Source organism: Achromobacter deleyi (genome assembly GCF_013116765.2).
GTDB lineage: Bacteria > Pseudomonadota > Gammaproteobacteria > Burkholderiales > Burkholderiaceae_B > Achromobacter > Achromobacter deleyi_A.
The window spans coordinates 3,118,667-3,133,315 of sequence record NZ_CP074375.1; the positions used below are offsets into that span (position 1 = coordinate 3,118,667).

General features: G+C 63.9%; 11 protein-coding genes. 2 read left to right on the forward strand and 9 right to left on the reverse strand.

Translation table 11 applies throughout. The annotated features are described in order from the left end of the window. Positions 1-12: 12 nt before the first annotated feature. Positions 13-2,730, reverse strand: coding sequence for a DNA polymerase I (polA, locus tag HLG70_RS14020; protein WP_171663335.1), 2,718 nt, complete (start codon positions 2,728-2,730; stop codon positions 13-15). Between the two features lie 52 nt (positions 2,731-2,782). Between polA and HLG70_RS14025 the strand changes: the two genes are divergently transcribed. Beyond that, positions 2,783-3,409 carry a TIGR00730 family Rossman fold protein gene (locus HLG70_RS14025; RefSeq protein WP_171663418.1) on the forward strand — a complete coding sequence of 209 codons (627 nt, stop codon included), beginning with the start codon at positions 2,783-2,785 and terminating at the stop codon, positions 3,407-3,409. Positions 3,410-3,450: 41 nt separating this feature from the next. Here HLG70_RS14025 and HLG70_RS14030 read toward each other — a convergent pair whose 3' ends face one another. Next, positions 3,451-4,875: a M20 family metallopeptidase gene (locus tag HLG70_RS14030; RefSeq protein ID WP_171663336.1), complete on the reverse strand. Its 1,425-nt coding sequence runs from the start codon at positions 4,873-4,875 to the stop codon at positions 3,451-3,453. Positions 4,876-4,962: 87 nt separating this feature from the next. After that, entirely contained in the window at positions 4,963-5,826 is an 864-nt protein-coding gene (locus HLG70_RS14035; RefSeq protein ID WP_171663337.1) for a LysR family transcriptional regulator, read from the reverse strand. Between the two features lie 107 nt (positions 5,827-5,933). Here HLG70_RS14035 and HLG70_RS14040 point away from each other — a divergent pair, with 107 nt between their 5' ends. Further along, positions 5,934-6,332, forward strand: a complete 399-nt coding sequence (locus tag HLG70_RS14040) for a tautomerase family protein (protein ID WP_171663338.1) — start codon at positions 5,934-5,936, stop codon at positions 6,330-6,332. Between the two features lie 127 nt (positions 6,333-6,459). Here HLG70_RS14040 and typA read toward each other — a convergent pair whose 3' ends face one another. The 6 genes from typA to rimP form a co-directional block, all read right to left on the reverse strand. Further along, positions 6,460-8,283 (reverse strand): translational GTPase TypA, encoded by a 1,824-nt coding sequence (gene typA, locus HLG70_RS14045; RefSeq protein ID WP_171663339.1) that lies wholly within the window; start codon positions 8,281-8,283, stop codon positions 6,460-6,462. Continuing rightward, positions 8,280-9,032: a tRNA pseudouridine(55) synthase TruB gene (gene truB, locus HLG70_RS14050; protein WP_171663340.1), complete on the reverse strand. Its 753-nt coding sequence runs from the start codon at positions 9,030-9,032 to the stop codon at positions 8,280-8,282. The genes typA and truB overlap by 4 nt, the downstream gene beginning before the upstream one ends. 39 nt (positions 9,033-9,071) lie before the next feature. Beyond that, a complete protein-coding gene (gene rbfA, locus HLG70_RS14055) occupies positions 9,072-9,473 on the reverse strand; it encodes a 30S ribosome-binding factor RbfA (protein ID WP_171663341.1) in 402 nt (133 codons plus the stop codon). Between the two features lie 24 nt (positions 9,474-9,497). After that, complete coding sequence (gene infB, locus HLG70_RS14060; RefSeq protein ID WP_171663342.1) at positions 9,498-12,548, reverse strand: translation initiation factor IF-2; 3,051 nt, start codon at positions 12,546-12,548, stop codon at positions 9,498-9,500. A 96-nt stretch (positions 12,549-12,644) separates the two neighbouring features. Further along, the gene (gene nusA, locus HLG70_RS14065) at positions 12,645-14,123 is read right to left on the reverse strand and encodes a transcription termination factor NusA (RefSeq protein WP_171663343.1); all 1,479 of its coding nucleotides are present in this window, start codon (positions 14,121-14,123) and stop codon (positions 12,645-12,647) included. Then, positions 14,120-14,623, reverse strand: coding sequence for a ribosome maturation factor RimP (gene rimP / locus HLG70_RS14070; protein WP_171663344.1), 504 nt, complete (start codon positions 14,621-14,623; stop codon positions 14,120-14,122). Before rimP ends, nusA begins: the two co-directional genes overlap by 4 nt. Positions 14,624-14,649: the final 26 nt, after the last annotated feature.

Sequence of the window (14,649 nt, forward strand, 5' to 3'; positions counted from 1 at the left end):
GGGGAACCGCCCTTAGTGGGCCTGCTCCCAGTTCTTGCCCATGCCCACCTCGGCCACCAGCGGAACCCGCAGGGTCGCCACGTTGCACATCAGGCGGGGCAGCGCCTCCTTGACGAGTTCCAGCTCGGCGTCCGGCGCTTCCAGCACCAATTCATCGTGCACCTGCATGATCATGCGCGTTTGCAGTTTTTCGGCTTCAAGCCAATCCTGCACCGCCACCATGGCCATCTTGATCAGATCGGCGGCGGTGCCCTGCATGGGCGCGTTGATGGCCGCCCGCTCGGCGCCCTGCCGGCGCGGACCGGACGCCCCGCGGATCTCCGGCAGTTGCAGCCGGCGTCCGAAGACGGTTTCCACGTAGCCCTGCTCGCGGGCCACACGGCGGGTGTTCTCCATGTACATCGCCACGCCGGGATAGCGGGCGAAGTAGCGGTCGATATACGCCTGCGCGGCGTCGCGCGTGATGCCCAGGTTGGACGCCAGGCCAAACACCCCCATGCCGTAGATCAGGCCGAAGTTGATGGCCTTGGCGGCCCGGCGCTGCTCCGTGGTCACGCCGTCCAGCGGCACCCCGAAGACCTCCGACGCGGTGGCGCGGTGGATGTCCTCGCCCGCGGCGAAGGCGCGCTGCAGGTTGGCGTCGTCCGACACGTGCGCCATGATGCGCAGCTCGATCTGCGAATAGTCCGCCGACAACAGCATGCCTTGCTCGGCGATGAACGCCTCGCGCACACGCCGGCCGGCCTCGGTGCGGACCGGAATGTTCTGCAGGTTGGGATCGGACGAAGCCAGGCGCCCCGTGATCACCGCGGCCTGCGAATAATGCGTATGCACCCGCCCCGTGTCCGGATTGATCATGCGCGGCAGCTTGTCCGTGTAGGTGGACTTCAGCTTGGACAGCCCGCGGTATTCCAGCAGCACCTGCGGCAGCGGATAGTCCAGCGCCAGCTTGCTCAGCACCTCTTCGTCCGTGGACGGCGCGCCGCCCGCGGTCTTGCGCACCACCGGCAACTGCATGCGCCCGAACAGGATCTCGCCCAACTGCTTGGGCGAATTCAGGTTGAACGGCTGCCCGGCCAGCTCATAGGCCTTCTGCTCCAGCTGCAGCATTTCCTGGCCCAGCTTGTGGCTCTGGCGGCCCAGTTCCGCGGCGTCCACCTTCACGCCGTTGCGCTCGATGGTGGTCAGCACAGCCGACACCTGCATTTCCAGGCGGTAGATGCGCTCCAGCCCTTCGTCCGCCGACACCATCGGGCGCAGCACCTGATGCAGCTGCAAGGTGAAGTCGGCGTCCTCGGCGGCGTAATGGCCAGCCTTGTCCACCGCGACTTCGTCAAATCCGATCTGTTTCGCACCCTTGCCGCAGAGGTCCTCGTAGGACACGCCGCTGCGGCCCAGGTAGCGCTGAGCCAGGTCGTTCAGGCCCACGCCGCGATGCGATTCCAGCACATAGGCCTGCAGCATCGTGTCTTCGGCGACGCCCGCCAGCCTGATGCCTTCGTTGGCGAACACATGCGTGTCGTACTTGGCGTGATGCAGCAGCTTGGCGCGCGAGGCATCCTCCAGCCACGGCTTCAATCGCGCCAGCACCTCGGCCTTGGGCAGCTGGGTGGCGCCGTCCGGTCCGCGATGCGCGACCGGGATATAGCAGGCCACGCCGGGCGCGACCGACAAGGACAGGCCGACCAGCCGGGCCTGCATCTCGTCGAGCGAGGTGGTCTCGGTATCCAGCGCCACCAGGGAAGCGCCCTGCAGCCTTTCCAGCCAGGCGTCGAATCCGGCCCAGTCGGAAATGATGCTGTAGTCGATCTCGGTGGGCGCGGCGGGCGCCTCCGGCGCGATCCGCGCATCGCCCGTGGGCACGCGCTCGGCATCGCCGGTCAGGTCGCGCAGCCAGGTGCGGAAACCATAGCGCTCGTACAGCTCGGTCAGCGTCGCGTCGTCGCGCGGTCGCGGCGTCAGGTCGTCCACGCTGTCCACGTGGCCGGTCAGGTCGCAATCGCACTTGACGGTCAGGAGCTGGCGCGTCAGCGGAAAATTCGGGATGGCTTCACGCAGGTTGCTGCCGGCCACGCCCTTGACGCCTTCGGCTCCTTCGATCAGTTTGTCGATGGAGCCGAATTCCGTAATCCATTTGGCTGCCGTCTTGGGTCCCACCTTGGTCACACCCGGGACATTGTCCACCGTGTCGCCCACCAGCATCAGGTAGTCCACGATGCGGTCGGGCGGCACGCCGAACTTGTTGACGACGCCCGGCTCGTCCAGCACTTCGCCGGTCATGGTGTTGACCAGGGTGACGTGGCTGTTGACGAGCTGCGCCAGGTCCTTGTCGCCCGTGGAGACAATGGTGTGCACGTCGTGCTCGGCGGCGCGGCGCGCCAGGGTGCCGATCACGTCATCGGCTTCCACGCCTTCGATGGCCAGCACCGGCCAACCCAGCGCGCGCACGGCGCGGTGGATGGGCTCGATCTGCGCGGCCAGGTCTTCCGGCATGGGCGGGCGATGGGATTTGTATTCCGGGTACATATCGTCCCGGAAGGTCTTGCCGCGAGCATCGAAAATACATGCGGCATACTCTGCCTTATGGTCAGATACAAGCTTGCGCAGCATATTCACCACGCCGTAGAGCGCACCCGTGGGTTCGCCTTGCGCGTTGCGCAAATCAGGCATAGCGTGGAAAGCGCGGTACAAGTAACTTGAACCGTCGACCAGTAATAAGGTTTTTTTCATGGTTACAAAGGCAGATATGGAAACACCCGCCGGCAAACAAATTCCGCTGATTATGTCAGAGATACGGACGGCGGCAGACAAGCTCGCAAACATCGGGCCCGCAGTCAGCGTTTTCGGCAGCGCACGAGTCAGCCGCAATTCTCCTCACTATGAGACCACCATCGCAATTTCGGCCGCTCTGGCCGAAGCAGGTTTTGCAGTCATCGCAGGCGGCGGCCCCGGCATCATGGAGGCCGCCAACAAGGGCGCATTCGAAGCGGGGGGCACAAGCATCGGCTTGAACATCAGCCTGCCGCACGAAGCTCACAACAACGAATACCAAACCATCAGCCTGTCGTTCGAGTACTTCTTTCCTCGCAAGGCGGCGTTCTTCATGCACAGCTTCGCCTATGTGGCGATGCCGGGCGGGTTTGGCACCCTGGATGAACTCTTCGAAGCATTGACGCTTATCCAGACAGGCAAGGTTCCGCCAGCCCCGATCGTGCTGGTGGGCAGCGAATACTGGTCCGGGCTGGCCGAATGGCTGGGCGGCCAGGTGCTTGCCAACGGCATGATCGGCGCGCACGACCTGGATCTCTTCATCATCGAGGACGATCCGGTCAAGGTGGTGCGCAAGGTGGTGGAATTCCACGAACAGGTCAACTCGGGCGCGCAGTACGCGCCGTCCCTGCCGGCCTGAACGCTCAGCGGCCATCCCCGGGGATGGCCGCCACGCTCACTCTACTTGCGCATGAAGGATGGCACCACGTCCGCGGGAATCGGGCAGACGTAGGGCTGCCCGCGGCGCGTCTCCATCAGTTCTTCCCTGGCGCGGGCCAGCGCCTGCGGCTGGGTATAGAGATCCGCGGCGGTCGCCGCGATGATCTTGGCCGCGTGCACCATTCCCTTGTGCGCCATGGACATCTTGCCCTGCGCAACCATCTGCCAGGAATGAAAGGGCGTGCCGTAGGCATAGCACGCGCCCCAGCATTGCGCGGTGGGCGTGATCCAGCTCACATCGCCCACGTCCGTCGACCCGTACGTAATCTCGGCCTTGCCTGGTTCATAGGGCGACACACCATCGAAGAGCGGCGTCGGATTGCGCAGCACCGCGCCGAGGTTCTTGCCGGCGTTGTCGATATCGTCTTCCGTGATCGAATCCCACATGCGGCGTGCGGCCTGCTGCTCGCCCGCCGAGTATTGCGGGCCTTGCAGCGCCTGCATATTGGCGTACATCACCTGGTTGAGCACATTGTTCGGGATGTAGTTGGAGCAGGCCTTGTCAAACACAATGTCCAGTTCGCAGCCTGTCATCAGCGCCGCGCCGCGCGCTACGTTCTTGACCCGCTCGTAGAGCTCGGCCGCCTGGGCATTGACCGGGGCGCGCACCAGGTAGAGCACCTCGGCGCGCGCCTGCACCACGTTGGGTGAAATGCCGCCGCTGTTGGTCACGGCATAGTGCACCCGCGCGTCGGGCACCATGTGCTCGCGCAGATAGTTCACGCCCACGTTCATCAGCTCCACCGAATCCAGCGCGCTTCGTCCAAGGTGCGGGGAATTCGCGGCATGCGCGGCAATGCCGCGGAAGCGGAAATACGCCTGGATGTTGGCCAGCGAAGACTGGTGAAAGATTCCGGTGTGCGACGCCGGATGCCAGGTCAGCGCCGCGTCCAGGTCGTCGAACAGGCCGGCCCGCGCCATGAAGGTCTTGCCGGAACCGCCCTCCTCCGCCGGACAGCCGTAAAATCGGATCGTGCCGGGCAGCCCATTGGTTTCCAGGTACTCCTTCACCGCCACCGCCGCGAAGTGCGCGGCCGTGCCCAGCAGGTGGTGGCCGCAACCATGGCCGTTGCCGTTGGGCGTCTCGGGCGAGGGCTGGCAGGCATAGGCGCCGCTCTCCTGGCTCAGCCCGGACAGCGCGTCGTACTCACCCAGGATGCCGATCACCGGCCCCCCGCTGCCGGCTTCGGCCACGAAGGCGGTGGGGATGCCTGCTGCATCGCGTGTGACGCGAAAGCCCGCCTCCTCCAGCATCGCGATGTGCAGTTCGGCCGACTTGTGCTCGTCATAGCGCAGTTCGGCCAGGCTCCAGATCCGGTCGCTCAGTTCGGCGTAACGCTCGCTGCGCGCGTCGATGAACGGCGCGAGTTTATCGATGGCACCCATTGCTTCTCCCATGGCTGGTCTTGCCGGTCATTCGTCGGACTTGATCCTGGCAGTTTCAACCATTTCCCGGTCGGCGACCAGTGCCGTCTACGCCATCTCCTTGATGATGGCCTCCCGCGCCAGCCCGATGAAGTCGCTTTCGCCAGGCCGGGCGGCCAGCAGGCGGAACTCCACCGCCGGCAGCGCCGGCAGGCCAAGCGCATTCAGGCGCGCAATGCCCGGCGCCAAGGCGGATTCATTCAGGCAGGCCACGCCCAGCCCCGCCGCAATCGCCAGTTGCAGACCCGCCACGCCAGACGCCACATGCGCGACGGAATACGGCAGATCGCGCCGCGACAGCAACCGTTCCACATACTGGCGCAATGCGCAGGTCTCCGGCAGCACCAGCAAAGGCAAGGGGCCGGGCGGCGATTCGTCCGCGCCCTCGGCCGCCATCCACAGCAGGGGCTCGCGGCGCAGCAATGCCCCCTGGGTCCTTGCGCGCGACGCGCCCCGCTCCTGGATGACCATTGATATGCCGACATCGATTTCGCCGCGCTCATAGGCTGCCTCGATCGCGCCGCTCTTCATGATCGTGACGTGCAGGCGCACCTGCGGATACTGCTCATTCAGGCGCCGGAGCATGCGCGCCACATCGCCGGGCCGGAAGTAATCCGTGATGCCCAGCCGCAACTCGCCCCGCAGCGCAACGCCACGCAGATCCCGATAGGCCTCGTCGCTCAAGGCCAGGATTGCCCTGGCGTGCGCCAGCAGGCGTTCGCCGGCCGGGGTGGCCGTCACGCCGGACTTGCCTCGCAACAGCAGCGGCTGGCCGGCGCGGTCCTCCAGCTTGCGCATCTGCTCGCTGACCGACGATTGAGAGAGAAAGACCTTGGGCGCCGCCGCCGTCAGGCTGCCGGCATCCAGCACGGCAACCAGGGTGCGCAACTGGTCCAGGTCGAATCCTGACATGGCGTATCCAACGGATATTTCGATGGATTAAATCGTAAATTCCCGCTTTTCCGATGTCAACGGGCTCCCTACACTGCTTCTACACCCCCACGCACAGGAGTCTTGCCATGCCCCACATCGTCGTCCACCTCTCCGGCCAATCCGATGCCTCCATCAACCGTCGAGTCGTTGAATCGGTCGCCGGCCTGACCCAATCGGTGCTGGGCAAGAAGCTGCCCGTCATCGCGATCACGCTGCAGCACATCCCGCACGACCTCTGGTTTATCGGCGGCCGCCCGCTGTCCGAACTGGGCAAGAACGCCTTCCACCTGGACATCAGCGTCACGGACGAGACCAACACCAAGGCCGAGAAGGCGCGGTTCATCAAGGAGATCTACGGCGCGTTCCAGAACATCCTGGGCGAGCTGCACGAGTGCTCCTATGTGCACGTGATCGACGCGCGCGCCGCCGCCTATGGATACGGCGGCGAAACCCAGGAATACCGTCACCAGAAAAACGGCCTGTAGAGAGATTCCCCGTGGAACCGGCGCCACGATACGGTTTTCCCGGACCCCAGGAAAAAAAGCCGCGCACCCGGAGGTGCGCGGCTTTTTGACTACCGAAGCGCAGGGGCCATGCCCCCGATATATCCGCTTAGATGGCGGATTCGCGCGAGGCGCGCTTGCGTTCGTTTTCCAGCAGGTGACGCTTGCGCAGACGGATCGACTTCGGGGTGATTTCCACCAGTTCGTCGTCGTCGATGAATTCCACGGCGTATTCCAGCGACATCTGGATCGGCGGAACCAGGCGCACGGCTTCGTCGGTGCCCGAAGCGCGCACGTTGGTCAGCTGCTTGCCCTTGATCGGGTTCACGACCAGGTCGTTGTCACGGCTGTGGATGCCGATGATCATGCCTTCGTACAGCGCATCGCCCGGGCTCACGAACATGCGGCCGCGATCCTGCAGCTTCCACAGTGCGTAGGCCACGGCATCGCCTTGGTCCTGGCTGATCAGCACGCCGTTGCGGCGCTCGCCGATCGCACCTTCCTTGATCGGGGCGTATTCGTGGAAGATGTGGCTTACCAGGCCCGTGCCGCGCGTCAGCGTCAGGAACTCGTTCTGGAAGCCGATCAGGCCGCGGGCCGGGATCAGGTATTCCAGGCGCGTACGGCCACGGCCGTCCGGCTGCATGTCTTGCAGGTCGCCCTTGCGGCGGCCCAGCTCTTCCATGACGCCGCCCTGGTGGGCGTCTTCCACGTCGACGGTCAGCGATTCAAACGGCTCGCACTTCACGCCGTCGATGTCCTTGAACACCACGCGCGGACGCGACACGGCCAGCTCGTAGCCTTCGCGGCGCATCGTTTCCAGCAGAATGGTCAGGTGCAATTCGCCGCGGCCCGACACTTCAAACACCGTGTCGTCGCCCGTATCGCGCACACGCAGCGCCACGTTGGACTTCAGCTCGCGGTCCAGGCGGTCGCGCACCTGGCGGCTGGTCACGAACTTGCCTTCGCGGCCGGCCAGCGGCGACGTGTTCACCATGAAGTTCATGGTCAGCGTGGGCTCGTCGATGCGCAGCATCGGCAGGGCTTCCTGGGTGACCGGATCGGTCACGGTGCAGCCGATGCCCAGTTCTTCAATGCCGTTGATCAGCACGATGTCGCCGGCTTCGGCTTCCTCCACCACCACGCGCTCCAGGCCATGGAACTTCTGCACCTGGTTGATGCGGCCACGGCCGCTCTGGCCGTCGGGACCGAACTTGTAGGCCACTTCCATGCCGGGACGCATGCGGCCACGGTTGATGCGGCCCACGCCGATCTTGCCGACGTAGCTGTTGTAGTCCAGCGAGATGATCTGCATCTGCAGCGGACCGTTGGGGTCGTCTTCGCGCTGCGGCACGTGCTGGAGGATGGCTTCGAACAGCGGACGCATGTCGCCTTCGCGCACGTCCGGGGTGAGGCCGGCGTAGCCGGACAGGCCCGATGCGTACACCACCGGGAAGTCCAGCTGCTCGTCGGTCGCGCCCAGCTTGTCGAACAGGTCGAACGTGGCGTTGATGACGAAGTCGGTGCGGGCGCCGGGGCGGTCCACCTTGTTGACCACGACGATCGGCTTCAGGCCCAGGGCCAGCGCCTTGCGGGTCACGAAGATGGTCTGCGGCATGGGGCCTTCAACGGCATCCACCAGCAGCAGCACGCCGTCGACCATGGACAGCACGCGTTCGACTTCGCCGCCGAAGTCCGCGTGTCCCGGGGTGTCGACGATGTTGATGTGCGTGCCTTCGTATTCAACGGCACAGTTCTTGGCCAGAATCGTGATGCCGCGTTCTTTTTCCAGATCGTTCGAGTCCATGACCCGTTCGGTCAGCGCCTGGTTTTCGCGGAAGGTGCCGGATTGGCGCAGCAGCTGGTCGACCAGGGTGGTTTTACCGTGGTCCACGTGGGCGATGATGGCGACGTTGCGCAAGGCGCGAGTCATAGCGAGTCCTTTAAGGTCAGGGTGGAGGGCAGCAAGCCCTCCGGCAATTCGTTCAGTGCAAGCAATGCCTGCTTCGGGTCTGGCATGGCCTGCAAGGCTTCCAGCTCAACGGCGCGGTCCAGAGAAAAAGGCCCGACGTGCGTGCGCCGCAGCGCCGTCAGGTGGGCGTAACAGCCCAGCACGCGCCCGATGTCCTGGGCCAGTGTTCGGATGTATGTGCCTTTACTGCAAGCCACATCGATCTCTGCCTGCGTCCCGTTCAGGGACAACAGCTCGATGCGGTGTATCGTGATCTGGCGCGGCGCCCGTTCCAGCTCGATGCCGGCGCGCGCGTACTCGTACAAGGGTTTGCCGTCGCGCTTGAGCGCGGAATACATCGGCGGAATCTGCTCGATGGTGCCCGAGAAACGTGACAGCGCATCTCGCAATGCCTGTTCGTCCACGACAAAACCCGGCTCGGCGGTCGACACGACGTTGCCGGTCAGGTCGCCGGAGTCGGTTTCCGAGCCAAATTGCAGCGTAGCGCGATATGCCTTGTCGGCGTTGAGCATCGCGCCGGAAATTTTAGTGGCTCGCCCCATGCAGCACACCAGCAAGCCGGTTGCAAAGGGATCCAGCGTGCCCGTATGGCCGGCTTTCGCCGCGTCCATGGCACGTTTGGCGCGCTGCAAGGCATGATTACTCGACAAACCCACAGGTTTGTCGAGCAACAGCACACCGTCGAGCGTAAGCCCGCGTCGTTTAGCCATCGTCGAAATCCGGAAATTAAAGCAGTGACGACAGCCCGATCAGGACTGGTCTTCTGGCTCGTCGGGAACGCCCGAATGCGGGCCGGGCCGGTTTGCGCGGTCGATAAGGATCGACATCTCGATACCACGGGCGATTTGCTCGTCGTGGAAGAAACGCAAAGTGGGGACAGTGTGAATGTGCAACAGCTTGTAGAGCTGCGAATGCAGCCAGCCGGCCTTCTCGTTCAGCAAGGTGGTCGCGGCTTCGGGCTCGGCGCCCAAAACCGTGAACCACACCTTGGCATGCGCGTAGTCGGTCGACAGTTCCACACCAGAGAGCGTGATCAATCCTGCGCGGGTCATGTCGATCTCGCGCTGGATGATCCCGGCCAGATCCTTCTGGATCTGGTCGGCCAGTCGCAGATTGCGACCGGGGATGGCTTTGGACTTGTGACGGCTCATTAGAAATAATGCCTCGCGGACGCTTTACAGCGTACGCGCGATTTCCTTGATTTCAAAGACTTCCAGCTGGTCGCCCACCTGGATGTCGTTGTTGCCGCGCAGCGTAAGACCGCAATCGAAGCCCGACTTGACTTCCTTGACGTCGTCCTTGAAGCGGCGCAGCGATTCGAGATGCCCCGTCCAGTGAACCACGTTGTTGCGCAGCAGGCGTACCTGGGAATCGCGGCGCACGATGCCGTCAAGCACCATACAACCCGCGATGTTGCCGAGACGCGAGATGCTGTAGACCTCGCGGATCTCGACCAGGCCGATGATTTCTTCCTTCTTCTCGGGCGCCAGCATGCCCGACATGGCTGCCTTCACTTCATCCACGGCGTCATAGATGATGTTGTAGTAGCGCACGTCGATGCCGTTGTTCTCGGCCAGCTTCTTGGCGCTTGCTTCCGCACGCACGTTGAAGCCGATGACGACGGCGTTCGAGGCGATTGCCAGGTTGATGTCGGTTTCCGAGATGCCACCCACGGCCGCGTGCACCACTTGCACGCGGACTTCGTCGGTCGACAGCTTGACCAGCGACTGAACCAGCGCTTCCTGCGAACCCTGCACGTCGGTCTTGACGATAAGCGTGAGCGTTTGCGTGCCCTCGCCCAGGTTGTCGAACATCGATTCCAGCTTGGCGGCCTGTTGGCGGGCCAGCTTGACGTCACGGAACTTGCCTTGGCGGAACAGCGCGATTTCGCGCGCCTTGCGCTCGTCGGACAGGGCCATCAGTTCGTCGCCGGCTGCCGGCACTTCGGTCAGGCCCTGGATTTCCACAGGGATAGACGGACCGGCGGTCTGGATCGGCTTGCCGTTTTCGTCCAGCATGGCGCGCACGCGGCCAAAGCTTGCGCCGGCCAGCACCACGTCGCCGCGCTTGAGCGTGCCGCTCTGCACCAGGATCGTCGCGACAGGACCGCGGCCCTTGTCCAGACGGGCTTCGATGACCAGGCCCTTGGCGGGCGCGTCTTCCGGAGCCTTCAATTCCAGCACTTCGGCTTGCAGCAGCACGTTTTCCAGCAGCGCGTCGATGCCTTCGCCAGTCTTGGCGGATACGCCCACGAAAGGCACATCGCCGCCGTATTCTTCCGGCACGACCTGTTCGGCAACCAATTCCTGCTTGACGCGTTCCGGGTTGGCCGACGGCTTGTCGATCTTGGTCACGGCCACGACCATGGGCACGCCCGCGGCCTTGGCATGGTGGATGGCTTCGCGCGTCTGCGGCATCACGCCGTCGTCGGCGGCAACCACCAGGATCACGATGTCGGTCGCCTTGGCGCCGCGGGCACGCATGGCGGTGAACGCCTCGTGGCCCGGGGTGTCAAGGAAGGTCACCATGCCGCGCTCGGTTTGAACGTGGTAGGCGCCGATGTGCTGCGTAATGCCGCCGGCTTCGCCCGCGGCAACCTTGGCGCGGCGGATGTAGTCCAGCAGCGAGGTCTTGCCGTGGTCGACGTGGCCCATGACGGTCACGACCGGCGCGCGCGGCAGCTGCTCGGCTTCGGAGAGCGTCGCGGAATCGTCCAGGAAGGCTTCCGGGTCATCCAGCTTGGCCGCAATCGCCACGTGGCCCAGTTCCTCGACCACGATCATGGCCGTTTCCTGGTCCAGCACCTGGTTGATGGTGACCATCTGGCCCAGCTTCATCAAATGCTTGATGACTTCGGCGGCCTTGACGGACATCTTGTGGGCCAGTTCGGCCACGCTGATGGTTTCCGGCACGTGAACTTCACGCGCGATGAATTCCTGCGGCGCCGGTTCGTTGCGACGGTCGTTCTGCTGGTTGCGGCCGCCTCGGCCGCTACCCTTGCCACCGCCCTTGCCGCCAGCGCGCCAGCCGTCACGGCTGGCCGGAGCGGCCGGCTTGTCGGCGGGCTTCTTGCGCGATGCGTCATCGGACCAGGTCGAAGCAACTTCGGCGGTCTTGATGGTCTTCTTCGCGCCAGGAGCTGCCGGCTTGGCATCCTTCTTGGCGCCAGGCGTCGCGCCGGGCTTGCCGGCGGGCTTGTGCAGCGTGCCGGAAATCGGTGCGGCGGCCGCGGCGGGCGCTTCCGGTTCCGGGGCGCGCAGCACCTTGCGGGGACGGTTCAGCATCTCGCGCAGGGCGGCAGCCTCGGCCTCGGCGGCTCGGCGGGCCTCATCGCGGCCGGCCGAAGTGGCGGAGGCAGCAAGAGGCGGGCCGGCGCGGCGGTTGTCGGCGCGGTTGCCAACCTTGACGGCGGGCGCGGCCGGCGCAGGCGCGGCGGATTTGACGGGTTCGGATTTCGCGGCAGGCTGAGCCTGGGCGACAGGCGCGGCGGCCTGGGAGGAAGATATTTCGGACTTATTGGCTAGCACAGCAGGTTCCGGCTTGGCTTCTTCAGCCTGGGGCTCGGTGGATTCAGTCTTAATTTCGGGCTTGGCCTCTTCGGCCACGGGCTCGGCAGGAGCAGGCGCCGGCGTCGGTTCGGGTTCAGGCTGGGCCTGGACTTCGGAGGCTGGCGCCTCGACGGTGGCGGGCACTTCGGCCGCGACGGATTCAACAGGCGCGGGCGCTTCAACCGGCGCGGGCGCTTCTACAGCAACAGGCTCCTGCGCATCAGCGGAGGCCGGGGCCTCTGCCTCGGCGGCTGCGGCTTCGCGAGGCTCAACCGCGGCAGGAGCCTCGATTGCAGCCGGTGCGGAAACCTGCAGCGCCTCTTCAGCGGAGACTTCATCTTCGGCAGGCGCGGAAGCGGCCTGCTCCAGGGCGATTTCGGAGGGATCACGCTTGACGAACACGCGCTTCTTGCGCACTTCGACCTGAATCGTGCGCGAGCGGCCGGTGGCGTCAGCCTGCCGGATCTCGGACGTCTGGCGGCGCGTCAGGGTGATCTTCTTGCCTTCGGTCGCGCCATGGGCGCGACGCAGCGATTCGAGCAATTTCGCCTTGTCGCTGTCGGTGACGGAATCGTCAACCGATTTGAGGTCAACGCCAGCCGAGCGCAGCTGATCCAGCAGCACATTGGCAGGCATTTTCAGCTCGGTAGCGAACTGGGCGACGGTATTACTCGACATTAGGCTCTCTCTTCCCTATAGGCAGCTATTACAAACAACGTGAACTTGCGGTGGATAAGGCGACGCCTCGCCCACCGCAGACCCGTGTCCTTTTGGTTATTCTTCGTCGAACCAATGGGCGCGGGCACGCATGATGAGGTCGCTGGCTTCCTGCTCGGTCAGACCGGCGATTTCCGCCAGTTCGTCCGTTGCCAATTCGGCCAGATCATCACGCGTATGCACTTGACGCTCGGCCAGCTTTGCAGCCAGTTCTTGCGTCATGCCTTCGAGTTCAAGCAAATCCTGTGCGGTCTCAAGGCGCTCTTCCTGGGCAATTGCCTCAGTCAGCAGCGCATTGCGGGCACGGGCGCGCAATTCATTAATGGTGTCTTCGTCAAACGCCTCGATTTCCAGCAGTTCCTGCATGGGAACGTAGGCGATTTCCTCGATACCGGTGAAACCTTCGTCGATCAGGATGTCAGCGACTTCCTCGTCGACGTCCAGCTTGCTCATGAACGTGGCGCGCAGACCGGAACGCTCGACTTCCTGGCGGTTCAGGCTTTCTTCCGGCGTCATGATGTTGATCTGCCAGCCCGTCAGTTCGGAAGCCAGGCGCACGTTCTGACCCTTGGCGCCAATGGCCTTGGGCAGGTTTTCTTCGTCCACCACGACATCCATCGCGTGCTTGTCTTCATCAACGACGATGGACTCGACGTTGGCCGGCGCCAGAGCGCCGATGACAAACTGCGCGGGGTCTTCCGACCACAGGACGATATCGACCTGCTCGCCGCCAAGTTCGTTGCGCACGGCGGTCACGCGCGAACCGCGCATACCCACGCACGTTCCGATCGGATCGATACGCTTATCGTATGCCACCACGGCGATCTTCGCACGCACACCCGCATCGCGGGCGGCCGCCTTGATCTCCAGCAGGCCTTGTTCGATCTCGGGAACTTCGTTCTCGAACAGCTGGCGGATGAACTCGGGCGAGGTGCGCGACAGAATCACCTGCTGGCCTCGCGCAGCGTGGTCAACACGCAACACAAAAGCGCGCACGCGGTCGGCGACCCGGAGGTTTTCCTTCGGGATCATCTCGGAACGCGGCAGGCGCGCTTCGATCTTGCCGGTTTCGACAATGGCATCGCCCTTGTCCATGCGCTTGATCGTGCCGGACACAATGGTCTCGCCACGATCCAGGAAGTCGTTCAGCACCTGTTCGCGCTCGGCGTCACGGATCTTTTGCAGGATGGCCTGCTTGGCCGCCTGCGCACCGATACGACCGAACTCGATGGGCTCCAGAGGTTCTTCGATGTACTCGCCTTCCTGGATTCCGGGGACGATCTCCACCGCGTCCGACAGCATTTCCTGCTTGTCGGGCTCTTGCAGGCCGGCCTCATCGGGCACGACCAGCCAACGGCGGAAACCTTCATGGTCACCCGTTTCCCTATCGATGGAAACACGAATGTCCGCATCATCCTTGAAGCGCTTTTTCATGGCCGAGGCCAGCGCACTTTCGAGTGCGCCGAACACGACGTCACGCGTGACGTTCTTTTCACGCGCCAAGGCATCGACCAACAGAAGAATTTCGCGACTCATCGCTTTTTGCCCTTGAAATCCAGAACGGGATCCAGTTTTGCACGCTCGATGTCATCGACCGTGAAATTCAATACCTGGACTTCGTTCTTTTTTGCCTCAAATTCGAGACCGAACACGGTCTTGTGCATCCCAGCAGCAGCGTCCGAGGCTGCGGCGTCGTCTTCCGGCACGGTCAACGTGCCCGAGAAGACCTTACGGCCGTCTAATGCCTCGCGCAGCTTGATTTCGATGCGCTCGCCTGCGAAGCGACGGAATTCGGTCTCGTTGCGCAACGGGCGGTCTATGCCCGGCGAACCGACTTCCAGCCGCTTGTAATCGATGTTCTCGACTTCAAACACCCGCGACAATTGGCGGGACACCTGCTCGCAGTCTTCGATGCGCACACCGCCGACCCGATCGATCGTGACGCGCAAAAGGCCCAGGGCGGCGCGCTCGACGTCCACGAGTTCGACATCCATGCCGGCCAGAGCCTCTTCGGTCAATGCGAATAAATCAGCCATATACTCAAAAAAAATGGGCTGCACGC